Source organism: Salipiger sp. ABN3_019 (assembly GCF_056158605.1).
On record NZ_JBSWTP010000010.1, the window covers coordinates 340,530 to 363,019 of the forward strand.

Here is a 22,490-nt window from a genome sequence, read left to right on the forward strand (position 1 = left end):
AACAGTAGAATGATGATGGAACTAGAGATGGTTGAGGCACCCCACCTTTCCGATGAGGAGCGCATGGACATTATTCGCAAAAACATCCGCCTTGCGGTGTCTTTGCGAGAAACGAACTTTGCTGAGGTTGCGCGAAAGGCCGGCTTGTCACGTAATGCGGTGTCACAATTTGTGTCAAAGAGAACCTCGATCAGTCATCAAAACTTGCTCAAGGTCTGCGACGTGCTCAACGTCCCGGTGTCGCTTTTGCACGTCCCGGATAGCATGACAGAGGGCCGCATCAAGCTGCAGCTCGCGCTGGAGAAATTGCCCCCGCATCTGATCGAACAGGCCATCGCGGAGGCGAAGAAGTCAGGAGGATGATTGCCCGAGCGACGGTGCAATCCGTCGCTTCTTTTCATCCTCGGCTTTCAGCTTCAACAAACGCTCGGCCAAATCTTCCAGATCAGCATCATGCCAACCCTTTGTTTTTGAGTGCATTTCGTTGAAAAATTTCTCATCTGGCATAACGCGACCGCCTCCAAATCCAGTGTTACCCATTTCACGCGCGGGTTGTGCCCCCCGCTGCGTCAAACGTCTTAGACACATCCCTGTATTCGGGGCAAGCGCTTTTTATTATAGCTTTTGCACAGTATACTGTGCTACGCCTCTCGGAGATAACCGAAGAGGCTCACCATGCGATCACAGTTTTCGACCGATCCCCGCCGTGATCTCGGGGCACACATGCTTGACTTGGCATGCCGCGCCAGCGCGTCAATCGCCGCCCTTCTGCTTGCGATCGTCGTGCTATCCAATAGCCCCGCGGCGGTGCTGCCATGAGTATCTTGTTGTCCGATATCATCGCCCAAAGCAGGGGGGATACGGCCGTGCTCATCGCCTTGATCCGCTCCCATGGCGGCACGGTGATCGCCGCCGAGCAGAACAGCCAACCGGACGCTCGCCTACAGATCGCCAGCATCCGGTTTCGTGGCGTCACCGGCGTGGGGCCCGGCCTGATTGGCGCAGCGAAGGACTGGCAGCGGATCGCTGCTGGGCAGGTGCGACAATGAGTGCGGCCGATGATCTCGAGCGCCTCCTCTCCTCCGATGAGGCGGTGGAGTATCTCGCCAGCCGCGGCATCCAGACCTCGCGGCGGCTGCTCGACAAGCTGCGCGCCGAGGGCGCCTTGCCCTGGGTGCGGGCGCGAGGCCGCGTGCGGATCCTTTACAAGCCAGCCGAATTGGTTGGCGCGTTCATCACCGAGGAGAGACGCCCATGCCGCTCAAACGCTACCGCCGAACGCCCGGCGGCAACTGGTATCTCCGCGGCACCGTCGCGGGCCAGTCAATTCACGAAAGCACTGGAACGTGCTCGGCGGCCGAGGCCGACGCAATCAAATTCCGGCGCGAGAAAGAACTCCGCGAGCGTCATGCTTTTGGCCGCCAGGCAACACTAACCTTTGCCGAGGCCGCGCTTGCTTACATGGACGCCGGCGGCGAGTTTCGTTTCCTGGCGCGCATCCTCGAGTACTTTGGCGAAAACACGCTCCTGGCCGAGATCGACAACGCCAAGGTGAATGAAGTGGCTGCGGCGCTTTACCCGACCGCCGCACCCGACACGATCAACCGCCAGCTCATCACGCCGATCTCGGCGGTGCTCAATATGGCGGTTGATGAGGGGCTGGCCGAGCCACGCAAGCTCAAACGCCGCAAGGGCGGCCGCGCACGCACCCGCTGGCTCAGTCCCGGGGAGGCTGAGCGGTTGATCAAAGCCGCGGCCGATCTGCACCCGCATATTCTTCCCGCGCTTGGCTTCATGCTTGGCGGCGGCTGCCGCGCATCCGAGGCGCTGGCGATCGATATGGCGAATTTCTACCCGGCAACGGTTGAGGCCTGGCTGCCCGACACGAAAAACGGGTTTCCACGCATGATCCAGATGCCAGGCCGCTCGCTCGAGCTAATCATGGCGCAAGAGCTTCCCGACGCGGGCGCGATCTGCCGTACCCCCAAGGGCAAGCCCTATGTGCAGCGCGAGAACGGCGGCGGCCAGATCTCGGCCGCCTTCGGCGCCTGCGTCCGCGCGGCGAAGCTCGATCCCGATGAGGTCACTCCGCACGTCCTGCGCCACACTTGGGCAACATGGTTCTATGCCCAGACCAAAGATTTCGGCGGGCTGATCGATATCGGCGGCTGGCGTAAGACGGATATGGCAATGCGCTATCGCAAGATTGCTCCAGCCGATCTGCCGCGGCGGCTGTTTGCCCACGGCTGGGATTTCACCGCTCTCGGCGAGCGTGCCGCGATCGCAGCGGCGAACAACGCTCACCGCCAGGATCAGGGACCATCCATCGCGAGGCACCTTCGGGTTATCGAATGACGAGGGGCGCGATAGCGCACGTTTTGCTCGCGGTCTGAGCCAATTTCCTCTGATGGTACCAAGGTGTTACCAGAATGCGAGGAAACGCTTCTTGAAACTTAAAGCCGCCACCTTTGCTGCTCGCTGCCTGCGATGGCGCATATATGGCCAATGGTATTATGGAGCCTCTCGAGACGCCTGGCACCTGGCGCTGGCGCACCTTTGCTGATCCTGCCAGCGGCCGGGGAGATGCCGATGCCGAAGCGGGCAGGATGCGTGCCCTATCAAAGCTGATGAGCGAAACGCGGGGCTGTACGCGCGGCTATCGCATCACCGTTCGCCACGTAGCGCTCAAAAGTGTCTCGCCGCTCGGCGGCCGCCTCTATGACGTGTTCTACACGGTGGATTGCCAGCCGAGCTGACTACGATTGAACTGCAATACCGGTGTCAGCTCAGAACTTCCTGTCAATCCGGTTTCAGTGCTGCCTCGAAGCCAGCCTGAAGTGGCCGTTATTGGTGCGAGGCTAGGCGATAGGATATCACGGTGGCTCAAGTGGCATTGAGCAACAAGAGCACTCTAAGGGCGCTCAGATCGAGAGGTAGCTCAGGTCAGCCGGAGGGAGGGCCGGCAGCCTCTCCCGACTTGAAGCGGACTGCATCGATGGTAAGGTCCCGCAAACACTAGTGAACTTGGATTTAGAGCATGGCGCCCCAGAAAGACCTGGACATAACCACAATACTACACATCAGCGACTTCCACTTTTCGGGTAAAAAGCGGAGAGATCAGAAGATCGTAGTCGATGCGTTGATAAACGATCTTGCCTCCAACTGTGTCGGTTATAGAAAACCAGACGTGTTGCTATTTACGGGCGACCTCGTTCAAGCTGCAGGCGCTGACCGACACGACGAAGCTTATGACTTTCTGCTGTCGCGCGCTGGGGAAGCAGTCGGCCTTTCTGACGAAAGAATATTCATAGCGCCGGGGAATCACGATGTGGAAAGCGAAGTGGTTGACTCCTCTGCGGACCTCCACCTCAGTTGGCGGGCGATGGATCGTGAAAGCCTCAATGCGTCATACTCCGAAGGCGTATTCTCTGAAATTATCCAGAGTAAATTCAAGTCATATACAGACTTAGACGATTACCTAAGTGACGATCTAAAGGTATACTCAAACGATTTCGGATGCGTACATCGAATTCCTGGAATTGACTTAGATATAGTGACCTTCAACACAGCGGTTTTTTCCAAAGGGGGGTCAAAAAAGCTGCCAAAAGATGAGGGGGATATGGCAATACCAGAATTTGCAATTTTTGAGTTGTGTGAGCAGGTTAAATCGCAATTCTGCATCGCCGTTACCCACCACCCCCTCCACGCAATGAATGAAGAAACTGCAAAAATTCTGAAAAAACATATTCAATCAAAGGCGAGCATTCATCTCTTTGGTCATATGCACGACCCTAGCATTGAGAACATCCAGGCTATGGATGGCGACGTGTATGCGTCTCAAGCTGGAGCGATATATACGCATCGCACACAGTATTACATTGGCTACTCCATCATTTCGTACTCTAGGAAAACGAAATCTGTAGAGACAGTCCTTAGAAAATTTTACCCTGACCGATCCGTTTTTGACGCGGATATAGGGAGAGTGCCTAACGGAATTTTTTATCCCACAGGCGCTTCGCGACATTTCTGGAATAATCAAGTTACGCCGTTTGATGAGGGGGAGCTAAAGACCCACATTTCTGAGGTTGGTCCTATAGAGATGTTCCTGAATCGCGAGAGTGCAGAAACCGAGAGAGAAGTACTCGAGCACTTTGTCACTCCACCTCTAGTCAGACAACACGCCCCCAGTGATGCTGACGAGGATTCTGACCGCAGACGCGCGGACGGCATCGGTGTAGATGATATTCTCTTCGGTCGTGGAAATGAGATTGTTATTGCAGCTCCAGAGCATGGTCGAACAATGTTTCTGCGCCACCTTCAAATAAAGACATTCCTAAATCAGAAGGATCAGCCCAACCTTCCAATTTTTATAGAATTTCCCGACATAAAAACAAATCTCGCTTCTGTTATGAGGCTAATTAGATCCAACGCAATCACGCTTCCGCCTGGAGTAGATGTGGAAGACCTGATGTCGCTTGGATACTGCACCATCCTCGTTGATGACGTTGACTTTTCATCTACAGCCCGCTTCAAGGCATTCAGGGAACTTCTCTCTAGATATCCAAAGGTTCGATACATCATCTCGGCGCCCAAAAACGATGTCTTTGCTGCCGGAAATCTATCAATGCCTGACCTCCCTCTGCATTTTGACACTCTGGAAGTTTGCGCGTTGGGCCGCCGGCAGATGCGGAAGCTAGTAAAGAAACTCAACCCAGAGGCCAACCAGGACATCCTTCTAGAAAAGATTCACTTGGAATTTACGCAAATGAATCTGCCCTTCACGGCAGCGAATGGCACCATTTTGATGGAGATCTATGATTCCTTTCCTGATTTCAAGGCGATCAATAGGTCCGTCATTATAGAACAGTTCGTTGATACAAGCTTGCGCAAAGCGTCAGCAGACCAAGTTAGACGAGAGACTTTTGACTTCACAAATAAGACATCTTTGCTGGCCAGTATTGCCGCTTGGATGTCATACAATGATGACTACAAGCCCAACTATGAGGCTCTGAGAGCTTACGTGCATTCGTATCTGGATGACTTGGGCCTCATCGCGAACGTTGATGATCTTCTGCGAGAGTTCTTTGATGCAAGGATTGTAGTGAGTTGCTCCGAAGGGAGAGTGACCTTTAGGTATAGATCGGTACTTGAGTACTTTATATCACTCCACATGGTTATGGACCCATCCTACCGCGATTGGATTCTCGATGAGGAAAGGTACCTTCAGTATGTAAATGAAATCCAGTTCTACGCGGGGAAGATGCGTGGAGACTCCGAGCTGATCGGCACAATTTCCGAGCGCTTCATTGAGATCCTCAAGGAGTGTCACAGAGAGTTTCCATTCTTTGACATCGAGAAGGTGTCACAGCTTTCGCTGCCATCCGGGTCCGACGAAACGTCGATTGAGAGCATCTCTGATCAACTCCAAGCTCCACCGTTGACAGAAGATGAGAGAGATCAAGAAATCGAGGCTGAGCTGCCTAAAGACGTCGAGGACAGGCAGGAAGTTTTTCGGCCACAAATCAGTGATTTGGGCTCGCGATTGCTCGTGGCCTTGTTCCTATACTCCGGCGTACTCAAGAACCTGGAATCAATTAAAGACATTGAAAAGAGGCGCCATTTGTCGCTCGTGCTACGCGGCTGGAGCTTTTTCCTTGGTCTTTCCCTTGTGATCGTCCCTGAGCTCGCCAGGAAGAGAAAATACAAGCTAAATGGTGTTAATTATACAGTCAACGCACCCAAATCTATGTCGAACAACGATCTCTCCCGTGTAATCGCATTGAGTTTACCCACCGGCATCTCCTCGTTTATTAAGTCCAGCTTGGGAACTGAGAAGCTGGAGCGTCAGCTAACACAGCCAACATTGGAAGAGAAAGCCGACCCTCTCCTGTATGAATTTTTCCGTGTTGCTCTGATAGCAGACCTGAGGCTGCCCGCAACTGCTTCCGCCATTCGCGAATTCCTGATTTCTTGCAGAGGCAGCGATTATATGAAGCAGGCAATTATCTGGAAAGTTAAGGAGACAAGGCGCCTGAATGGATTTGATGAAACTCAATTTACGAAAATTATTCCGACAATTTCGGAGGCCATCGCAGATGTGAAAGGCGGAAAGAGATCGGAGAGAGTTAAGGCGAAGAGCTCCCAGATACAGAAATTCAAGAGGCAGAGTATTCTAATGAAAATGCAGAGAAACCAGGAAGACCGAGACTGAAGTGATATCTCGGTAAAATTCAAGCTCCTTGCCTGAGGTGCTGCCAGGAAGAAGTGCGCGGAGTGGAGGTCTTTATGCTGTCCGCTCCGCATACCAAGCGATATATGATCGCTTTAAAACATTCTGTCGATCTTTATGTTGCCTGATTATATCTCCTTCAATGCTTGCTTCATCCATATTTCTTCATCAAAGACCCTTCGCGTTAATTTCTGCGGCGCTAGTATTGGGAACGAACTCCTTGATGCCCTAAGGCAAAGTCAGCGGAGCGACCGGCAACTCTCTGCGTTGAGCGATCCTTGGGATAGTCAGGACACACCTATGCACAACCGCATCAGCCGGTAGCTGTCACTCGTCACAGGTGCAGCGTGCCGCCAAGATCAGCAGGGGTGCAAAATTCTATTTCCAACTTCTCCAAGCTCAACTGTCTCCCCCTCCCGTACAGGTTTAATTATGAATTTAATATCTTCGATACATGCGTGATCCTGAGGCTGACGTTCCATTAGGAAATAAAATCCGTCGCTCTTTTGAAGAAGGTAGAAGCTCTCCCCGTCCAAAAACGTAACTACAGAATTGCTGTACTTTATTTGGGATACTAAGGCTTGGTGGCCCAGGAAGTACATAAAAACTGAACAAGAAAATGCAATGCAAGAGGGCCATCCCTTCGTAAAAATAAATCTACCGTAAAAACTGCCTAGCGCGCGATTGACCATGCCGGCCTCATCGAATCTGCGGTGCTTGAGGTAGGTCGAATGAGAGGCGAATCCAACAAACACGACGAACAAAAGAAATCCCGCGAGGATTTTTGCGATCAATGGAAAGTCCCATCCGCCAAAGAAGTAGTAAAAGAAATTTGTGCCCCAGGCTGATAGGAAGACTAGATTGAAGTAAGTCCAAAACCTTCTTCGTACCACAATTGTAAAGCGCCTAAGCATAATGGGGCGTCTCGGCGACCAAAGCGATAGGGCAATGCGAAGTGATACGACTACGCTAATAAGTCCGATATTGTCGTACGCTGTTGTTACTCCTGCCTTGGCAATCGCCTCAAATACGCTGATGAATGCATTCAGGGTATCAAACCTAAACCCCAGTCTGTCAAAGGATGGCGGCAGAAGTCTCTCATATCCAAATTTGAAACTAGTAAATGAAAGTATGAGAAGCCCAAGGGCAATCGCCCACGTTGTGGGTGAGGTTAGTAGCGACTGCCTTTTAAAGCTATCTAGCATTACAGTTTTTCTTCGTAGGCGCATAAAGGACCCTTTGTGATTTCACAAAAATCACGTCAGTAGTGTATGTTGTTTTCTGAACTTACGGCACGTTACGAGTTCACTCCCATTTTGCACTACCGTTGCCGACCGCTAGACGCTAGCCCTATAGGCACTTCAAGGGCGTTCCACTTTGTACTGAGAGGCAACTGCGGACCTTGCTCCCAGCTGTGCTCCGCCACGGATATGTGCCTATGGCCCACCGATCGCGCAACGGTGGTGCGGTGACCCTCTGCGCTCTGTGTTAAGTGGAACCTGCGGACCACACTGGACGCCATTCCATAATGCATGAAGCCCAGGTGATTTCCGGACTTTTTTCTGCGGTGAGTGATCAGCGGCCGCTATTGCGTGCGCCGGGTGTCACCATGCCGAGTTCGCATTGCGCTAGCGCGACGGCCGCGACCTCGCCGGACGCGAGCAACGCGGTTCCGGTGCCTGGGCTGCCTCCTAGTGTGCCATCTGGCCTTTCGAATTTGACCTTGGGGCTCACCCAGCAGATCGCATCGGCCCAGAAGGCGAATTCTTGGAACCAGGGCGCTGAAGTGCGATCAGGCACGAGGGCAATGCCATCACCATGCATGAAAAACCTGTGCAGCCATGCCCGCTTTTGGCGCTGATGCCCAAAGGGCGGATTTATCCATACCCGTCCGTACCAATCCCGATTAAGCGCGTTGTCGATGCGGTGATACCAATTCCACGCTGGCACATGACGGGGCCCCTCGATGGGCGCAGCTACGTCGAGGTCGAAGTGCAGCCCGATCGCACTGAAAATATACGGTGGTGTGTACCACTCATCCGTCTCGCCGGCTTTCTCATATGCCGCCATCAGATGCCCGCCGCCAGTGGGCCTATCGCGGGTTTCGAGGTCCGCGCCGGCAGCCAGCCCTCGAAAAGCGCAGCGCCGCCGATGCCCTGGCCGACAGGCCTCGCCAGCACCCAACCCAGAACGAAATCTTCAGCGGCAAAGCCCAGAGGCGAGGCGACCACGCAACTGCCGGCCATCTTTTGCGCCAGATCGCGCCGGCCGCTCGAGCACGGACGATCGCCAAGCCGTAGCGAATGCCCGCTGAGATCTGCGATAACGTCGCAGGCCGTCGGATGCGGCCCTACCAGCCTCGCCTCGAGCGGAGCTAGGGCCTCGGGCTGCCCGCCCGAGGGCAAAGAAGGCGCGGCGATCGACACCCTAGCAGAATCCAGCTCGAGCGCGTCGAGCCGCATGCTCAGCGAAGCCTCCTCCGGCGCAAATTTGAGATCCTCCGCGCGCCGCCTCCTCCTCGACCAGCTCGCGCGAGATTCCGAGGGCGGCGCCGAGGTCGACCACACGCCCGCCGGTGCGGCCACAGGCCGCGCAGGCGGGCGGGGCGGAGCTGGCGCCGCGGACGCGCTCGATCGGCGCCTCGATCTGTCGGATATCACTCGCGCTGCAGGGACAGGTGAAACCGTGGCCAAGGAAGTCATTGGAGAGCTTTCGGGTGCGCTGGATCATAGCGAGGCGGGTCTAGGTCTAGGTCTAGGTCTAGGTCTAGGTCTAGGTCTCGGCCGAGGTGCAGCGCGCGCAGGGCTCTTCGTCACAGAGCGTGCCGCCGTTGCGCGCGCGGCAGATATCTTGGGCGCTGCTCATGACGTGCGCCCTTTCTGCTCCAGACGCGCGCGCTGCCGGCGCACCTGGCGCGAGATCGGCGCCGGCCGCGGGTTCGTGCTGCGCGCGCTAGAGACGCTGAGCTTGCCAAGGCGGGGCCGGTCTTGGCTGGGCTTCGTCGGGCGTTCGGCGGTGCGCGGGAAATGCGCGAGCGCGGCCAGGGCGAGCGCACCGAGGGAGGCGAGGATCTTCATTCTGCCTCCCCCGTGCCGCTGCAATCATCGCAGATCTTGGAGTCGGCATTGCGCCAATCGCAGCCGACATATTTGCCGGTGCTGGCATTGATGCGCAGGGCGCCGTGGCCGTTGCAGGTGCCGCAGGGGCGGGCTTTTTCCTTGGTCATGGGTCACACCTTATTTCTGGCATGACCCGACACTGCGTCAGGAGGGTGCGGGAAAGTTACGCGGGCACCTCGAGCCGAGCGAGGATGTTCCGTGCGCCGCGCTGCACTGTCGGCAAGTCAGGATTTCCCATCAGCTCATATAGGCCGGTGAGATAGTGGAGATGATCAGCAAAATCCCAGGCCCCAGCGACCGGATCAAATGGGGGATGGTCAATGTCAAAGGCGTCGAGCTGCTCATAGACAGTCCAGAGTTGATCAGCCGCCCGTTCGTGCTCAATCCCTCGCCGTGGGAAAGCTCCTCGACGTGGTGCGAGGCCTTCGAGCCGCCTCTCTGCACGCAGCACGCGGAGACGAAGCTCGGCAAACCGATCGGCTTCCTGCTGCGCCTTGTGCGCTGCAGCGGCGCGCCTACGATCGGGCGTTGCGTGGATATACAGCCAGAGCCGCCAGGCCAGCCACCCCATCAGGACGATGAAAACGAAGCGCGCCAGCGTCATCCAGAGCGGCGCGACCTGCGCCATGCCCCAAGGAGAGAAACCAAAGATGCCGCACGCAAGGGCAAAGCCGATGGCAAGCGATACGTCGAGCGCTTTCATCGCACTCACCGCCGCATTCAAAGTCTCAGAAATACCCATGCCCACCTCACTGCAATCGCGGCGATTAAGCTCGAGCGGCGGCACAATGGCAAGCGCTCGGCGAAAAAACGCCGATTGTGCCGCGATATCAGGGCGTTGCGCGCAAAAATGAAAGACCCGCGCAAAATCCGCGCATGCGCCGCGCTGTGAGGCGAATTTTTGTAATGATTTCAGGGGGTTTGGGGCGGCTTGGCGCGACCCTTAGCAGGGGAGCGCCTTCGACCACTCGGCCACGTCTCCGTCGACGCGTATAGCCTGCCAAGCGTAGGATCTACAAGGCGAAATTCGCTTTGCCGGTCAATTTCTCTACAGCCTCGCCAAGCCCTTGAAATAGCGCCAAAACGGCGTGGATTGCGACGGTTATGGGCTAGATTTGATCTTCATTCGCAGGTTGTAAAGTAAGGATTTTTGCTCGCACAAGGGGCCATTCAGGACCGCGGGCGCCAACTTCCTCGGGCGCGGTGGCGCCTTCTCCCAAGGAGGCCCAAACTTAGCGTTTCCGCGTGTAGCCAAGCGAGCCGTCCTCCTTCTCGGAGCGGAGGTCTGACGATGGAGAGCGAACGTCAGAACTGGACTGTGCGCGCCGCCACGCGGGTGACGGCCCCTAGCGGCGATAAGCCCTCAAGGTGACGTCCGGGTGAATGGTGTAGCTGCCGGTGGCCTTCGGATTTTCGGTAGGGTCGGGTTGCTGATCCCAACCCGAGCCGAGGGATAGAACCGATGACCAAACCGATGATGGACCTTCGCGCGCTCGCCCAGATGAGCGCCGAACCGCACACGACAAAGGAACCACACAGGGCAAAGAACCCCGTCACCCTCCTCAGTGCATGCGGGGGACCATCAGAAAACAGGGGCGCCATAGGTGGGGCGCTTCCGGGGCTCATTGTTGCAATTCGTTAGATTCAGGCAAACATCACGAAAAGATTGACGCTCACCGTTGGCCCGTCCCTTAATGGGGCGGACTCGCGAAATGCGCGTCTCGGGCTGCGGAGGAGGTAGCTCGGGGCATCCGGAGAACCGGCGCGCATCGGGGGCCAAGGGAGGAGACAATTTGGCATATATGTCCGAGGGCGCAGAGGGTCTGCGCTCTGTTCCGGCCCTGTTGCAGCGCAACGCGCGGCAGCATGCGGCCCGTCCCGCCTATCGGGAAAAGGAATTCGGCATCTGGCAGAGCTGGAGCTGGGCGGAAACGCTGGAAGAGATCGAGGCGCTGGCTCTGGGGCTTCTGAACCTCGGGGTGGCACCGGGCGACCATGTGGCGGTGATCGGCCGCAACCGCCCGACGCTCTATTGGTCGATGGTGGCGGCGCAGATGGCAGGCGCGGTGCCGGTGCCGCTCTATCAGGACGCGGTGGCCGAAGAGATGGAATATGTGCTGCAGCATTGCGGCGCGCGTTTCGTCATCGCCGCCGATCAGGAGCAGGTCGACAAGGTCATCGAGATTCAGGACGACCTGCATCAGTTCGAGCATATGATCTACGTCGATCCGCGCGGCATGCGGAAGTACGATCACCGTGCGCTGCACGACTATGCCCATGTGCAGGCACAGGGCCGGGCCGCCCGCGACGAGCTGATCGGAGAGCTGGAAAAGCGCCGCTCGGGCCTTGGCTATGACGACACCTGCGTGATGCTCTACACGTCTGGCACCACCGGCAAGCCCAAGGGCGTGGTGCTGTCGAACCGCAATATCATCGAGACGGCCAAGGCGTCGTCCGAGTTCGATCATCTGACCCCTGGCGAGGAGGTGCTCGCCTATCTGCCCATGGCGTGGGTGGGCGATTTCATCTTCTCCATCGGTCAGGCCTATTGGAACGGGTTCTGCGTGAACTGCCCCGAGTTCGCCGAGACGATGATGACCGACCTGCGCGAGATCGCTCCCAGCTATTATTTCGCGCCCCCGCGGGTGTTCGAGACGCAGCTGACGCAGATCATGATCCGGATGGAGGACGCAGGGGCTTTCAAGCGCAAGCTGTTCCACCATTTCCTGAACCACGCCAAGGTCGTGGGGCCGAAAATCCTCGACGGCAAACCGGTGGGAACGCTGGAGCGGATCAAATACGCGCTCGGCGAATTCATGGTCTACGGGCCGCTGAAGAACACGCTCGGGTTTTCCCGCGTGCGCGTCGGCTACACCGCCGGCGAGGCGATCGGGCCGGAGATCTTCGATTTCTACCGGGCGCTTGGGATCAACCTCAAACAGCTTTACGGGCAGACCGAAGCCTCGGTTTTCATCACCCAGCAGCCGGACAATGAGGTGCGGCCCGATACCGTGGGCGTGCCGTCGCCCGGCGTGGAGATCCGCATCGCCGAGAGCGGCGAGGTCTTCTACCGCTCGCCCGGCGTCTTTGTGGAATACTACCAGAACCCCGACAGCACGGCGGGCACGAAGGACGCGGAGGGCTGGGTTGCCACCGGCGACGCGGGCTTCATCGAAGAGGCCACGGGGCATCTGCGGATCATCGACCGCGCCAAGGACGTGGGCAAGATGGCGGATGGCGCGCTCTTTGCGCCGAAATACGTGGAGAACAAGCTCAAGTTCTATCCCAACATCCTTGAGGCCGTGGTCTTCGGCAATGGCCGCGACCGCTGCACCGCCTTCATCAACATCGACCTTACGGCGGTGGGCAATTGGGCCGAGCGCAACAACATCGCCTATGGCTCCTATCAGGAACTGGCGGGGCACCCGCGGGTGCTGGAGATGATCCAGAGCCATGTGGAAGAGGTGAATGCCAGCGTGGCCGGGGACGAGATGCTCTCGGGCTGCCAGATCCACCGCTTCCTCGTGCTGCACAAGGAACTGGATGCCGATGATGGCGAGCTGACCCGCACCCGCAAGGTGCGCCGCAACATCATCGCCGAGAAATACGCGGACCTGCTGGGCGCGCTCTATGACGGGTCGGACAGCATCTACACCGAAACCGAGGTCACCTATGAGGACGGGCGCAAAGGTCGGATCAAGGCGACGCTGGCCATCCGCGATGCGCAGGTCGTGCCGGTGGTGCCCAAACCGATGGCGGCGGAATGATGGACGGGTCGGGTCTGAGTATTTCAGGGAAAGATGAAAGGCGGGATGCCGTGAAAGATGCCAGCAAAGAGGTGGGCTACGTCACCGAGGATGGGCGGCAGATCGGCGGAACGCTGATGGAGCTGCGCAATATTACCCTTAAGTTTGGTGGGGTTGTGGCGATCAAGGATATCTCTTTCGACATTCGCGAGGGAGAGATACGGGCGATCATCGGCCCCAATGGGGCGGGCAAATCCTCGATGCTCAACATCATCTCGGGCTTCTACACGCCCTCTGAGGGGGAGCTTTGGTACAAGGGCGCGAAACGCCCGCCGATGAAACCCTATGAGGTGGCGCGGCTTGGCGTGGCGCGGACCTTTCAGAACATCGCGCTGTTCGAGGGGATGACGGTGCTCGACAACGTCATGACCGGGCGGCTCACCAAGATGAAGGCGGGGATCGCCAGTCAGGCGATCTGGTGGGGCCGCGCCCGCGACGAAGAGATTGCCAACCGCGAGATCGTCGAGAAAGTCATTGATTTTCTTGAGATTCAGAGCATTCGCAAGACGCCGGTGGGGCGGCTGCCCTATGGTCTCAAGAAGCGCGTGGAACTGGCGCGGGCGCTGGCGGCGGAGCCCTCGCTCTTGCTGCTCGACGAGCCGATGGCGGGGATGAACGTCGAGGAGAAAGAGGACATGAGCCGCTTCATCCTCGATGTGAACGACGAGTTCGGCACCACCATCTGCCTTATCGAACACGACATGGGCGTGGTCATGGATCTGTCGGATCGGGTGGTCGTGATGGACTACGGCAAGAAGATCGGCGACGGCCCGCCGGAGGAGGTGCGCCAGAACCAAGACGTGATCGACGCCTACCTGGGCGTGGCCCATTGAGCGGCCGAGAGGAGGGGGCACACCCCATGCACAATCCATGCACACCCCATGCATATGAGCCGCGCATCCTGGCGGGAGGAACCACATGCTGAGCGACATCTTCATCAAGCCCTTCGCCGATATGATCGAGGCGCCGGACTTCCTGCTGCAGGTGCTCTGGGAGGGGCTGGTTTCGGGCATCCTTTACGCGCTGATCGCGCTCGGCTTCGTGCTGATCTTCCGCAGTTCGCGGATCTTCAACTTCGCGCAGGGCATCATGGTGGTCTTTGCCGCGCTGACCCTCGTCGGGCTGCACGCCATGGGCATCCCGGCGTGGATCAGCGTGGTGCTGACGCTGGGCGTGATGTTCGTGCTGGCGGTGAGCATCGAACGGGTGGTGCTGCGCCCGCTGGTGGGCCAGCCGGATATCATCCTCTTCATGGCCACCATCGGCATCACGCTCTTTCTGATCGGCCTTGGCGAGATCATCTTTGGCGGTGAGAACAAGGTGATGATCACCGAGGAACTGGGCATCCCCACCGACTCGGTGCTGCTGGAGCCTTGGGGCGGGCTGCTGATCCTCGAGCAGAAGGACATCACGGCGGTGATCGTCGCGGCGCTTCTGGTGGTCGGCCTGCTGCTGTTCCTCGGCAAGACCCGCATGGGCCGCGCCATCCGCGCGCTGGGAGACGACCATCAGGCGGCGCTGTCGGTGGGCATCTCGCTGCAGACGATCTGGGTGCTGGTCTGGTTCATTGCGGGCATCATCGCGCTGGTGACCGGCATCGCATGGGGCGCGCGCGCAGGCGTCAGCTTTGCGCTGGAGGTGATCGCCTACAAGGCGCTGCCGGTGTTGATGCTGGGCGGGCTCGAAAGCATCACCGGCGCGATCATCGGCGGGCTGATGATCGGCATGCTGGAGAAGCTGTTCGAGATCTACTGGGGCCAGCCGCTGATGGGCGGCAACACCGAGACGTGGTTCGCCTTCGTGCTGGCGCTGATCGTGCTGCTGTTCCGCCCGCAGGGGCTGTTCGGGGAACGCATCATCGAAAGGGTCTAGGGCTGCTCCCGGCGGAGGGTGTCCCACATGTGGACCCTTGGGCGGGAGTATTTTTGGAAAGATGAAAGCATCACTGCGTTGGCCCGGCGGATCATGGGCGCCAAGCTGGGATGCGTATTTTCGGAACAATGAAAGGCCAAGGGAGGGCGAGATGGCGAAACTTGTGGCGATCCTGAATGTCGTGGCCTGGGCCGGTTTCTGGGCCTTCGGCTACCTCGCGCTGACCAGCGGCGAAGGCCGGGTGCTGCCAGCGCTGCTGCTGGCGGCGGTGGGCGGCGGGGCCGGGCTCTGGGCGTGGTTCTGGCTGGTGCGGCATACCGAGGCGACGGGCTATGCGCCTGCGCCGAAGCGGGCCTACCCGGAAGAGACGCAGGGGCCGGGCGTGACCGGCTGAGACGGTTAGGGCCGCGGCGGGGGAGGAGGAGCCTTCGCGTGGCCCGCGCCGGGAGGCGCAAATAGGAAGAGCTGCCGGGAGGCGCGAAGAGGAAGAGCCGCCGCGAGGCGCAAAGAGGAAGTGCTGCCGAAAGGCGCAGGTGAGACAGGCGCGCGAGGCGCGTGAGGGAGCGGCGCCGCAGCGCGCCGGGAGAGGGAGAAACGGATGCTCTATCGCACGGCGGGGCAATTCAAGACGAGTTACAAGTCGGACATGGCGCTGTTCCCGGTCCGTCAGGATGCGGTGCTGCTGATGGTGATCCTCGGCTTTGCCTGGGTGGTCTTTCCGCTCACGGCCAGCGAGTTCGCCTTTCAGACGCTGCTGATCCCGATCCTGATCTACGCGCTGGCGGCGCAGGGCCTGAACATCCTGACGGGCTATGCCGGGCAGTTGAGCCTTGGCACCGCGGCCTTCATGGGGGTGGGGGCCTATGCCTGCTACAAGCTGGTGACGCTGTTTCCGTGGATGAACCCGGTGATCGCGATCCTGCTGTCGGGCGTCTTCAGCGCCGGTGTCGGCGTGGCCTTCGGTATTCCCTCCCTGCGCATCAAGGGGTTCTACCTCGCCATTGCCACGCTCGCGGCGCAGTTCTTTCTGGTCTGGCTGTTCGAGAAATGGGGCTGGCTTTACAACTACAACGCCTCGGGCGCGATCCAGGTGCCGAACCTCGACATGTTCGGGCTTTACGTGGCGGGGCCGCAGGCAAGCTCGATCGTGCAGTATTACGTGGTGCTGGCGGTGGTCACGCTGATGACCGTGGTCTGCATCAACCTTACCCGCGGCAACCTCGGGCGCAGCTGGAAGGCGACGCGCGACATGGACATCGCCGCCGAGCTGATCGGCATCAACCTGATGCGCTCGAAGCTGACCGCCTTTGCCGTCTCGTCCTACGTGGTGGGCGTGGCGGGGGCGCTTTTCGTCTTCATGTGGCGCGGCGCGGCGGAGCCGAACCTCTTCGACATTCCGCTGAGCTTCCGCATCCTTTTCATCGCCATCATCGGCGGGCTGGGATCGATCCTTGGCAATTATCTGGGCGCGATCCTCATCGTTGGCTTGCCGGTGGTGCTGGGCACGGTGCCCGAGGCACTGGGGCTGCCGATCAGCTCGGCCACGGTCGAGCATCTGAACATCATGATCGTCGGCGCGCTCATCGTTTTCTTCCTGATCATCGAGCCGCATGGGCTGGCCCGTCTCTGGGCGCTGATCCGGGAGAAGCTGATCATCTGGCCCTTCCCGCATTGAGGAGGCGCGGGCCGGGCTTTTCACATCATCGAAGATCTTTGGGAGGAGACAGGATGAAGATGTTGACCAAACTCGCGGGGGCCGCGGCGCTGGGTGCGCTGATGGCCGGGTCCATGGCCGGGAGCGCGCTGGCCGAGGGGCTGTTCACGCCGAACCTCGCCTATCGCACCGGGCCGTTTGCCGCCACCGGCATCCCGCTGATGAACGGGCAGAAGGACTATATGGAGCTGATGAACGCCCGCGACGGTGGCATCGGCGGCATCGCCATCGACTTTGACGAATGCGAGACCGGCTATTCCACCGAGAAGGGCGTCGAGTGCTACGAGAAGACCAAGGGCAAGGCGATCGTGACCCAGCCCTGGTCCACCGGCATCACGCTGCAGGTTCTGCCGAAGACCAACGTCGATGAGATTCCGATCCTCGCGCCCGGCTACGGCTTCTCGCCGATGGCGGACGGCAAGGTGTTCCAATGGGCGTTCAACACGCCGCTGAGCTATTGGGACGGGGCGTCGATCCTGGTCAAATATCTTGGCGAGCAGGGCGATCTGAGCGGCAAGAAGATCGCCTTCCTGCATCTCGACCACCCGTTCGGCAAGGAGCCGCTGCCCTATCTCGAGGCGGCTGCCGAGGCGCAGGGCTTTGAGCTGGTGCCGATCCCGGTGGGTCTGAAGGAGATGCAGAACCAATCGGCGCAATGGCTGCAGATCCGCCGCGAGCGTCCCGACTATGTGATCATGTGGGGCTGGGGCGCGATGAACGCCGGCGCCATCACCGAAGCGGTGAAGACCAAATTCCCGATAGAGAACATGCTGGGCGTCTGGTGGGCCGGGCATGACGCCGATCTCAAGATCGTCGGCGAGGACGGCAAGGGCTACAAGTCCGTCAGCTGGTCCTTCCCGAACCCCGAGGCGCCGATCATGGCCGACCTGCAGAAATATGTGGTCGAGCCGGGCAAGACCCAGAGCAACCCCGAGGAAATGTCGGGCGTGTTCTATTCGCGCGGGCTGGTGATCTCGATGATCCTCGGCGAGGGCATCCGCGTGGCGCAGGAACATGCGGGCAAAGCCGATATCTCGCCCGCCGATCTGCGCTGGGGTCTGGAGAACCTCGACATCTCCGAGGCGCGGCTCGAGGAGCTGGGGATGACCGGCATGGTGCCGCCGTTCAGCACGTCGTGTGACAACCACACCGGCCATTCGGGCGGCTGGATCCTCGAATGGGACGGCGAGAAATTCGTCAAAGCCTCGGATCTCATCATGCCGGACGCCGACATGATCGCGCCGCTCGAGCAGAAGGCGGCGATGGACTACGCCGATGCCAACCAGCCGTGGCCGGTCAACGAGGATTGCGGCGGCTGAGCTGACCTTCCGGCGGCGGCGCTGCTGTCGCCGCCGGGCCCATGCGTATTTGGAAAGAGAAGAAGATGCTGGACGCTGTGCAGACAGGCGAGACCTCTTCCCCCGGCGGGGCGGCGCGCGAGGCGCTGCTGGAGGTCAACAATATCGAGGTGATCTACAACCATGTGATCCTCGTGCTGAAGGGCGTGTCGCTGAAGGTGCCGCAGGGCGGCATCACCGCGCTTCTGGGCGGCAATGGCGCGGGCAAGACCACCACGCTCAAGGCGATCTCGAACCTGCTGCACTCCGAGCGCGGCGAGGTGACCAAGGGCACGATCTCTTACCGCGGCGAGCGGGTGCAGGATCTGGACCCGGCGGCGCTGGTCAAGCGCGGCGTTATTCAGGTGATGGAGGGGCGGCATTGTTTCGAGCATCTCACCGTGGAAGAGAACCTGATGACCGGCGCCTTCACCCGCCGCGACGGCAAGGCGGCGGTGATGCAGGATCTGGAGATGGTCTATGAGTATTTCCCGCGCCTCAAGGAGCGCCGGAAAAGTCAGGCGGGCTATACCTCGGGCGGCGAGCAGCAGATGTGCGCCATCGGGCGGGCGCTGATGAGCCGACCGAAGATGATCTTGCTGGATGAGCCCTCGATGGGGCTGGCGCCGCAGCTGGTGGAGCAGATCTTTCAGATCGTGAAGGCGGTGAACGAGGGCGAGGGCGTGTCGTTCCTGCTGGCCGAGCAGAACACCAATGTGGCGCTGCGCTATGCCCATGACGGCTATATTCTGGAAAACGGCAGGGTGGTGATGGACGGGCCGGCGCAGGCGCTGCGCGAGAACCCGGACGTGAAGGAGTTCTATCTCGGCATGTCCGACGAGGGGCGCAAATCCTTCCGCGACGTGCGCTCCTATCGCCGCCGCAAGCGGTGGCTGGCGTGAATGCGCTGCTTCCTCGCGCTGCCGCTGCCCGAGGCGCTGATCGCGCCGCTCTTGGCGGTGCAGGGCGCGGTGCCGGTGGGACGCGCCGTGCCCGAGGAGAACCTGCATGTGACGCTGGCCTTCCTTGGAGACGTCGCGGAGGCCGATTTGAGGGAGCTGGATCTGGAGCTTGGCGGGGCCGCCTTGCCGGGCTGTTTCTTGCAGGTGGCGGGGTTGGAGACCTTCGGCGGGCGGGCGCCCAAGCTGCTGGCTGCGGCGCTGCGGCCAGACCCGGGGCTGCTGGCGCTGCAGGCCCGCGTGGTCCGCGCCTGCCGGGCGGCGGGGATCGAACTGGAGCGGCGGCGGTTTCGCCCGCATGTGACCTTGCTGCGCTTCGGCGCGGGGCTGCGCGGCGATGGGATCGCGCGGCTTGAACGGGCGGTGGCCGGGCTTGCGGGGCTGACCACAGGGGCCGAGACGGGGGCAGAGACCGGGGCGGAGGCGGCAGAGGAGCTGCGGCTCGTCGCCTCGACGCTGACGCCCGAGGGGGCGCTTTACGAGACATTGGCGGCCTACCCGCTGCCACCGCCTTCCGGCGCCGCCGGGAGCGGAGAGGAGAGGTTTGGCCTGTGAGGTCTGGCCTGTGAGCTTTGGGCTTTGAGAAGGAGGCTCGGATGAGCAGCTATTACGACGATCTGGAGACCCGCAGCGCCGAGGCGCGCGCCGCCGCTCTGGCTGAGGCGCTGCCGGAGCAGATCGCCCGTGCGCAGGCGCTGCCGGGGTATGCCGAGATTCTGGCTGGTGTCGATGCGGCGAGCATCACCAGCCGCGCGGCGCTGGCCCACCTGCCGGTGCTGCGCAAGTCCGATCTGGGCAAGGCGCAGGCCGGGGCGGCCCCCTTCGGCGGGTTCACCACGCGGCCCGCCTCGGGGTTTGCGCATGTGTTCCAGTCGCCGGGGCCGATCTATGAGCCGGGCGGCGGCGATCATGATTGGTGGCGGCTGGGGCGGTTCCTGCATGCCGCCGGGATCGGCAGCGGTGACATCGTGCAAAACTGCTTTGGCTATCACCTGACGCCCGCCGGGATGATCTTTGAAAGCGGCGCGCGGGCGGTGGGAGCGGCTGTGCTGCCCGCCGGGACCGGCCAGACCGAGCTGCAGGTGCGGGCGGCTGCCGATGTCGGCGTCACCGCTTATGCCGGCACGCCCGATTATCTCAAGGTGATCCTCGAGAAGGCCGATGCGCTGGGGGTGGAGCTGGCGATCACCAAGTCGGCGGTTTCGGGCGGGGCGCTGTTTCCGTCGCTGCGGGCGTTCTACGCCGAGCGCGGCATTTCGTGCCTGCAGTGCTATGCCACTGCCGATCTGGGGATGATCGCCTATGAGAGCCCGAGCATGGAGGGCATGGTGGTGGACGAGCGGGTGATCGTCGAGATCGTCACGCCCGGCACTGGCGATCCGGTGCCCGAGGGCGAGGTCGGCGAGGTGGTGGTGACCACGCTCAACCCCGATTACCCGCTGATCCGCTTCGCCACCGGCGACATGTCGGCGGTGCTGCCGGGGGTCAGCCCCTGCGGGCGCAGCAATATGCGCATCAAGGGCTGGATGGGCCGGGCGGATCAGACCACCAAGATCAAGGGCATGTTCGTGCGCCCCGAGCAGGTGGCGGCGCTGGTGGCGCGCCATGCCGAGATCGACCGCGCCCGCGTGGTGGCCAGCCGCGAGGGCGAGATGGACGTGATGACCGTGCGGATCGAGACCGCCTCTGGCGATGCCGGGGCCTTTGAGGGCAGCGTGGCCGAGGTGCTGAAGCTCAAGGGCAAGGTCGAGCTTGTGGCGCCGGGGGCGCTGCCGCGCGACGGTGTGGTGATCGAGGACACGCGCAGCTACGAGTGAGCCGGCCTCAGCGCAGCAGCGCGGAGTAGAGCAGCAGCCCCCAAGGCTCGAGCGCTTTGTGGACCTGCGCCCAGGCGGTGCCAAAGGTGATCGGATCGAGCCGCGCTGCCTGCGCGATCTGCGCAAGGCTGCGGCGGCCGTCGATTGCCGCGAGCGCGGCGGCCGCTCCCTTGGGCAGGGTCAGCGTGGTCTCCACACCGCCCAGTTTCACCGGCAGGGGCCGGCCCTGCGCCACGGCCTTGGCCAACGGCGCGCGCTGCACGCCGCGAAAATGCGGCACGAGGTTGCGGTTTGCGGGCGTTGCGCGGGTCTCTTCCGCGCTGTCGGGCACCGCATAGGCGGTGTGCATGCGGATCGTCCCGCGCAGCTTTTCCGCCAGCGCCATCTGCGTTGCGGCGGGCATGGCCTCGGGGACCTCGGTGATCTGCGCCAGATCGTAGAGCGCTGGCGTGGTGAAGCCCGCGAGGCGCCAGCCGGTGGCCGCAAGTGTTTCCAGAAGCTCGGGCACCGAATAGCTGCGGTCCTGCCCGTGCAGCAGCAGGTCATAGAACCCGGCGTCCGAGGCGTGGTGATCGCCAAGGTTGCGGTTGGCGGCGAAGGGGTGGCCCTCGGGAAGTTCGGCGACGATGCGCTGCGCGCGGGCGAGGCGGTCCTGCGGGGGCAGGCCATCGAAGAGCGCGCCAAAGGCCTCCTGCAGCGGGTAGACGCCGGAGCGCCCATAGGGCGCATAGACCATGAAACCGAGGCCGCCGCCGGGGGCGAGCGCGGCGCGCAGCGCGGCAAAGCCAGCTTGCGGGTCGGGCAAATGGTGCAGCACGCCGCAGCAGTCGATGTAGTCGAACCGGCCATAGTCGGGCGCATCGAGCAGGCTGGCGGTATGGAAGGTGATGCCCGTGAGGCCGCGCCGCGCCGCGCGCGCCTCGGCGACGGCCCGCGAGGCGGTGGACAGATCGAGATAGGTGATCTCATAGGGCTTGCCAGCCTTGCTCAGCAGGGTGGCGAGCTGGATCAGCCCGTCGCCCGTGCCGCCGCCGGCGACCAGCACGCGCAGCGGCTGCGACCAGTCGCGGCAGCCGCGCCAGAGCCAGTGGTCCATCTCCAGCGGATGCGAGGGCGAGCCGGTGATCAGCCGCTTGTCCTCATCGGCAGGGTCGCGCTCGGGGTAGGGGTAGCTTTCGTATTGCTCTTTGACCGTGACCATCCCTGCTCCCTTCCGGCGTTTCGGGGGAAGTTCTGGCATGCGGGCCGGGAAAGGCCAAGCCTCAGCGCGGCTTGCGGGCGATCTCGAATTTCGTTTCGAGCAAGGCCATCTCGCGGATCAGCCTGCGGCGTTCGTCGCGGTCGGCGGTCTCGCGCAGCTCGTCGCGCAGCGCCGCGATCTGGCGGCGGAGCGCCACCGCCTCGGGCACCGCGCCATTGTCCTTAAGGATGCGGGTCATCACCGCGTTCTCGGGATCGTCGCAGGCGGGCAGGGGCTTGCCGGCGCCCGGCAGATTGTCGAAGGCGCCCTCGGCGTCGGCCTTGGCGATGCGGGCGTTGATCAGGTCGATGAGCGGATGGTCCATGGCGCGGCCTGCTGTTGGCGAAGGCTTCAGTCTAGCCCGGCGCGGGCGGCTCGGGAAGAGGAGGGGGCGCTG

Annotated in this window: 23 protein-coding genes; 15 read left to right on the plus strand and 8 right to left on the minus strand. The window is 60.9% G+C overall.

Annotated features, from left to right (window positions below; translation table 11 throughout):
• Window positions 1–9 precede the first annotated feature (9 nt).
• Complete coding sequence (locus tag ACXAD2_RS23660; protein WP_475175870.1) at window positions 10–363, plus strand: helix-turn-helix domain-containing protein; 354 nt, start codon at window positions 10–12, stop codon at window positions 361–363.
• On the opposite strand, the gene ACXAD2_RS23665 is transcribed toward ACXAD2_RS23660, so the two are convergent.
• Complete coding sequence (locus tag ACXAD2_RS23665) at window positions 352–507, minus strand: hypothetical protein (protein WP_475175872.1); 156 nt, start codon at window positions 505–507, stop codon at window positions 352–354. The two genes, ACXAD2_RS23660 and ACXAD2_RS23665, sit on opposite strands and share 12 nt — an antisense overlap.
• A gap of 320 nt (window positions 508–827) precedes the next feature.
• Here ACXAD2_RS23665 and ACXAD2_RS23670 point away from each other — a divergent pair, with 320 nt between their 5' ends.
• The 4 genes from ACXAD2_RS23670 (at window position 828) to ACXAD2_RS23685 (ending at window position 6,211) form a co-directional block, all read left to right on the plus strand.
• Window positions 828–1,049, plus strand: a complete 222-nt coding sequence (locus ACXAD2_RS23670) for a hypothetical protein (protein ID WP_475175875.1) — start codon at window positions 828–830, stop codon at window positions 1,047–1,049.
• 205 nt (window positions 1,050–1,254) lie between these two features.
• A complete protein-coding gene (locus tag ACXAD2_RS23675) occupies window positions 1,255–2,355 on the plus strand; it encodes a tyrosine-type recombinase/integrase (protein ID WP_475175879.1) in 1,101 nt (366 codons plus the stop codon).
• A 143-nt stretch (window positions 2,356–2,498) separates the two neighbouring features.
• The gene (locus ACXAD2_RS23680) at window positions 2,499–2,756 is read left to right on the plus strand and encodes a hypothetical protein (RefSeq protein ID WP_475175883.1); all 258 of its coding nucleotides are present in this window, start codon (window positions 2,499–2,501) and stop codon (window positions 2,754–2,756) included.
• 281 nt (window positions 2,757–3,037) lie between these two features.
• Window positions 3,038–6,211, plus strand: coding sequence for a metallophosphoesterase (locus ACXAD2_RS23685; protein ID WP_475175886.1), 3,174 nt, complete (start codon window positions 3,038–3,040; stop codon window positions 6,209–6,211).
• Between the two features lie 377 nt (window positions 6,212–6,588).
• Here the strand turns inward: ACXAD2_RS23685 and ACXAD2_RS23690 are convergent, their stop codons facing one another.
• The 5 genes from ACXAD2_RS23690 to ACXAD2_RS23710 all read right to left on the minus strand — a co-directional run bounded on the left by ACXAD2_RS23690 (window position 6,589) and on the right by ACXAD2_RS23710 (window position 9,455).
• Window positions 6,589–7,434, minus strand: a complete 846-nt coding sequence (locus tag ACXAD2_RS23690; protein ID WP_475175890.1) for a LapA family protein — start codon at window positions 7,432–7,434, stop codon at window positions 6,589–6,591.
• A 370-nt stretch (window positions 7,435–7,804) separates the two neighbouring features.
• Complete coding sequence (locus tag ACXAD2_RS23695; protein WP_475175892.1) at window positions 7,805–8,299, minus strand: DNA N-6-adenine-methyltransferase; 495 nt, start codon at window positions 8,297–8,299, stop codon at window positions 7,805–7,807.
• A complete protein-coding gene (locus tag ACXAD2_RS23700) occupies window positions 8,299–8,475 on the minus strand; it encodes a hypothetical protein (RefSeq protein ID WP_475175895.1) in 177 nt (58 codons plus the stop codon). Before ACXAD2_RS23700 ends, ACXAD2_RS23695 begins: the two co-directional genes overlap by 1 nt.
• Window positions 8,476–9,090: 615 nt before the next feature.
• Complete coding sequence (locus ACXAD2_RS23705) at window positions 9,091–9,306, minus strand: hypothetical protein (protein ID WP_475175899.1); 216 nt, start codon at window positions 9,304–9,306, stop codon at window positions 9,091–9,093.
• Window positions 9,303–9,455, minus strand: a complete 153-nt coding sequence (locus ACXAD2_RS23710; RefSeq protein WP_475175904.1) for a hypothetical protein — start codon at window positions 9,453–9,455, stop codon at window positions 9,303–9,305. The genes ACXAD2_RS23705 and ACXAD2_RS23710 overlap by 4 nt, the downstream gene beginning before the upstream one ends.
• 161 nt (window positions 9,456–9,616) lie before the next feature.
• Here ACXAD2_RS23710 and ACXAD2_RS23715 point away from each other — a divergent pair, with 161 nt between their 5' ends.
• The 10 genes from ACXAD2_RS23715 (at window position 9,617) to ACXAD2_RS23760 (ending at window position 20,853) form a co-directional block, all read left to right on the plus strand.
• A complete protein-coding gene (locus tag ACXAD2_RS23715; protein ID WP_475175908.1) occupies window positions 9,617–10,240 on the plus strand; it encodes a hypothetical protein in 624 nt (207 codons plus the stop codon).
• Between the two features lie 910 nt (window positions 10,241–11,150).
• The gene (locus ACXAD2_RS23720) at window positions 11,151–13,115 is read left to right on the plus strand and encodes an AMP-binding protein (RefSeq protein WP_475178385.1); all 1,965 of its coding nucleotides are present in this window, start codon (window positions 11,151–11,153) and stop codon (window positions 13,113–13,115) included.
• A 116-nt stretch (window positions 13,116–13,231) separates the two neighbouring features.
• Window positions 13,232–13,987 (plus strand): ABC transporter ATP-binding protein, encoded by a 756-nt coding sequence (locus ACXAD2_RS23725; protein ID WP_442974839.1) that lies wholly within the window; start codon window positions 13,232–13,234, stop codon window positions 13,985–13,987.
• An 85-nt stretch (window positions 13,988–14,072) separates the two neighbouring features.
• Window positions 14,073–15,026 (plus strand): branched-chain amino acid ABC transporter permease, encoded by a 954-nt coding sequence (locus ACXAD2_RS23730; RefSeq protein WP_066108634.1) that lies wholly within the window; start codon window positions 14,073–14,075, stop codon window positions 15,024–15,026.
• Between the two features lie 151 nt (window positions 15,027–15,177).
• Window positions 15,178–15,420: a hypothetical protein gene (locus ACXAD2_RS23735; RefSeq protein WP_066108637.1), complete on the plus strand. Its 243-nt coding sequence runs from the start codon at window positions 15,178–15,180 to the stop codon at window positions 15,418–15,420.
• Between the two features lie 204 nt (window positions 15,421–15,624).
• Window positions 15,625–16,701 carry a branched-chain amino acid ABC transporter permease gene (locus ACXAD2_RS23740; RefSeq protein WP_164183671.1) on the plus strand — a complete coding sequence of 359 codons (1,077 nt, stop codon included), beginning with the start codon at window positions 15,625–15,627 and terminating at the stop codon, window positions 16,699–16,701.
• Between the two features lie 53 nt (window positions 16,702–16,754).
• The gene (locus ACXAD2_RS23745) at window positions 16,755–18,059 is read left to right on the plus strand and encodes an ABC transporter substrate-binding protein (RefSeq protein ID WP_475175916.1); all 1,305 of its coding nucleotides are present in this window, start codon (window positions 16,755–16,757) and stop codon (window positions 18,057–18,059) included.
• 65 nt (window positions 18,060–18,124) lie between these two features.
• Entirely contained in the window at window positions 18,125–18,979 is an 855-nt protein-coding gene (locus ACXAD2_RS23750; protein WP_066108647.1) for an ABC transporter ATP-binding protein, read from the plus strand.
• Entirely contained in the window at window positions 18,980–19,591 is a 612-nt protein-coding gene (gene thpR, locus ACXAD2_RS23755) for an RNA 2',3'-cyclic phosphodiesterase (protein ID WP_475175922.1), read from the plus strand.
• 41 nt (window positions 19,592–19,632) lie between these two features.
• Window positions 19,633–20,853 carry a phenylacetate--CoA ligase family protein gene (locus ACXAD2_RS23760; RefSeq protein ID WP_475175925.1) on the plus strand — a complete coding sequence of 407 codons (1,221 nt, stop codon included), beginning with the start codon at window positions 19,633–19,635 and terminating at the stop codon, window positions 20,851–20,853.
• 7 nt (window positions 20,854–20,860) lie between these two features.
• On the opposite strand, the gene ACXAD2_RS23765 is transcribed toward ACXAD2_RS23760, so the two are convergent.
• Window positions 20,861–22,054, minus strand: a complete 1,194-nt coding sequence (locus tag ACXAD2_RS23765) for a class I SAM-dependent methyltransferase (protein WP_475175929.1) — start codon at window positions 22,052–22,054, stop codon at window positions 20,861–20,863.
• A gap of 61 nt (window positions 22,055–22,115) precedes the next feature.
• Complete coding sequence (locus ACXAD2_RS23770) at window positions 22,116–22,418, minus strand: DnaJ family domain-containing protein (protein ID WP_066108659.1); 303 nt, start codon at window positions 22,416–22,418, stop codon at window positions 22,116–22,118.
• Window positions 22,419–22,490: the final 72 nt, after the last annotated feature.

Excerpts from the sequence above, each read along its gene's own strand:
- ACXAD2_RS23695 (WP_475175892.1), bottom strand. The coding sequence starts at position 8,299 with ATGGCGGCATATGAGAAAGCCGGCGAGACGGATGAGTGGTACACACCA.
- ACXAD2_RS23765 (WP_475175929.1), bottom strand. The coding sequence starts at position 22,054 with ATGGTCACGGTCAAAGAGCAATACGAAAGCTACCCCTACCCCGAGCGC.
- ACXAD2_RS23750 (WP_066108647.1), top strand. The coding sequence starts at position 18,125 with ATGCTGGACGCTGTGCAGACAGGCGAGACCTCTTCCCCCGGCGGGGCG.
- ACXAD2_RS23715 (WP_475175908.1), top strand. The coding sequence starts at position 9,617 with ATGATCAGCAAAATCCCAGGCCCCAGCGACCGGATCAAATGGGGGATG.
- ACXAD2_RS23770 (WP_066108659.1), bottom strand. The coding sequence starts at position 22,418 with ATGGACCATCCGCTCATCGACCTGATCAACGCCCGCATCGCCAAGGCC.
- ACXAD2_RS23665 (WP_475175872.1), bottom strand. The coding sequence starts at position 507 with ATGCCAGATGAGAAATTTTTCAACGAAATGCACTCAAAAACAAAGGGT.
- thpR (WP_475175922.1), top strand. The coding sequence starts at position 18,980 with ATGCGCTGCTTCCTCGCGCTGCCGCTGCCCGAGGCGCTGATCGCGCCG.
- ACXAD2_RS23745 (WP_475175916.1), top strand. The coding sequence starts at position 16,755 with ATGAAGATGTTGACCAAACTCGCGGGGGCCGCGGCGCTGGGTGCGCTG.
- ACXAD2_RS23720 (WP_475178385.1), top strand. The coding sequence starts at position 11,151 with ATGTCCGAGGGCGCAGAGGGTCTGCGCTCTGTTCCGGCCCTGTTGCAG.
- ACXAD2_RS23705 (WP_475175899.1), bottom strand. The coding sequence starts at position 9,306 with ATGAAGATCCTCGCCTCCCTCGGTGCGCTCGCCCTGGCCGCGCTCGCG.
- ACXAD2_RS23740 (WP_164183671.1), top strand. The coding sequence starts at position 15,625 with ATGCTCTATCGCACGGCGGGGCAATTCAAGACGAGTTACAAGTCGGAC.
- ACXAD2_RS23760 (WP_475175925.1), top strand. The coding sequence starts at position 19,633 with ATGAGCAGCTATTACGACGATCTGGAGACCCGCAGCGCCGAGGCGCGC.
- ACXAD2_RS23730 (WP_066108634.1), top strand. The coding sequence starts at position 14,073 with ATGCTGAGCGACATCTTCATCAAGCCCTTCGCCGATATGATCGAGGCG.
- ACXAD2_RS23660 (WP_475175870.1), top strand. The coding sequence starts at position 10 with ATGATGATGGAACTAGAGATGGTTGAGGCACCCCACCTTTCCGATGAG.
- ACXAD2_RS23725 (WP_442974839.1), top strand. The coding sequence starts at position 13,232 with ATGGAGCTGCGCAATATTACCCTTAAGTTTGGTGGGGTTGTGGCGATC.
- ACXAD2_RS23710 (WP_475175904.1), bottom strand. The coding sequence starts at position 9,455 with ATGACCAAGGAAAAAGCCCGCCCCTGCGGCACCTGCAACGGCCACGGC.
- ACXAD2_RS23700 (WP_475175895.1), bottom strand. The coding sequence starts at position 8,475 with ATGGCCGGCAGTTGCGTGGTCGCCTCGCCTCTGGGCTTTGCCGCTGAA.
- ACXAD2_RS23680 (WP_475175883.1), top strand. The coding sequence starts at position 2,499 with ATGGCCAATGGTATTATGGAGCCTCTCGAGACGCCTGGCACCTGGCGC.
- ACXAD2_RS23735 (WP_066108637.1), top strand. The coding sequence starts at position 15,178 with ATGGCGAAACTTGTGGCGATCCTGAATGTCGTGGCCTGGGCCGGTTTC.
- ACXAD2_RS23685 (WP_475175886.1), top strand. The coding sequence starts at position 3,038 with ATGGCGCCCCAGAAAGACCTGGACATAACCACAATACTACACATCAGC.
- ACXAD2_RS23690 (WP_475175890.1), bottom strand. The coding sequence starts at position 7,434 with ATGCTAGATAGCTTTAAAAGGCAGTCGCTACTAACCTCACCCACAACG.
- ACXAD2_RS23675 (WP_475175879.1), top strand. The coding sequence starts at position 1,255 with ATGCCGCTCAAACGCTACCGCCGAACGCCCGGCGGCAACTGGTATCTC.